At 37.5% G+C, this 761-nt stretch carries 1 protein-coding gene; it reads right to left on the bottom strand.

Going from position 1 to position 761, the window contains the following annotated elements:
• Positions 1–89: 89 nt before the first annotated feature.
• Positions 90–680 carry a c-type cytochrome gene (locus ICJ85_RS16120; RefSeq protein WP_188224824.1) on the bottom strand — a complete coding sequence of 197 codons (591 nt, stop codon included), beginning with the start codon at positions 678–680 and terminating at the stop codon, positions 90–92.
• Positions 681–761 lie beyond the last annotated feature (81 nt).

Below are 761 nucleotides of genomic sequence, written 5' to 3'. Positions count from 1 at the left end.
TCATATTAGAGTAAGAAAGAGGGACTTTAGTCCCTCGTGTAACAAACCTATGGACTTCAAGTCCATAGTGGTTTAGTTGCTATATTTTATTAATTCATTTTAGGAGGAATATTGTTTGGCACTATATTTTCGATGGGCTTAATTGTTTTTAAATACGCGAAAATGGCTTTTAAATCCTCGTCGGGTAAGTTTTTATACGATTGCCAAGGCATTGGCGGTAAAAGCGGTCTGCTGCCTTCCATGCCTTTATAGAGTCCTTTTTTTATGGCAGTTAAAAACTGCTCTTCACTCCAGGAGCCTATTCCTGTGGCATCAGGTGTTAAATTCGCACCAAAGGAGGTGCCCCAAGGACCTGTTGCGGCTGTTAATCCCATATTAAATAAGAGGTAGGATTTAGCTGTTTCTTCATCGTAAGGCGGTAAGACTTCATCAGCAGGATGACCAGAAAGTAAGCGATCAAAATCGAGTTCCATCCCTTTTTCTGTAAATTTTTTAGGCGTATGACAGTCGTGACAACCAATGGCATTCACTAAATGCTCACCGAGTTTAACGGGATTAATGGCGACTTCTTTCACTTCAACTGTCTCATAAGCTTCGGTAGTTTCTTTCTTTTCTTTTGAAATACATGCCAAAAGAGAGGCGCTACATAAAGTAGTTAGAATAAATTGATTAATTTTCATACAACTTAAGTTTACAATCTGTTAATTTTAAAGTATTAATCAGAAAGAACAAAAGAGAGAAATAAGGTTATGTTATACGGT

It is taken from the genome of Aestuariibaculum marinum (assembly GCF_014596975.1).
Taxonomy (GTDB): Bacteria; Bacteroidota; Bacteroidia; order Flavobacteriales; family Flavobacteriaceae; genus Aestuariibaculum; species Aestuariibaculum marinum.
This window is presented reverse-complemented; position numbering and strand designations above follow the sequence as displayed.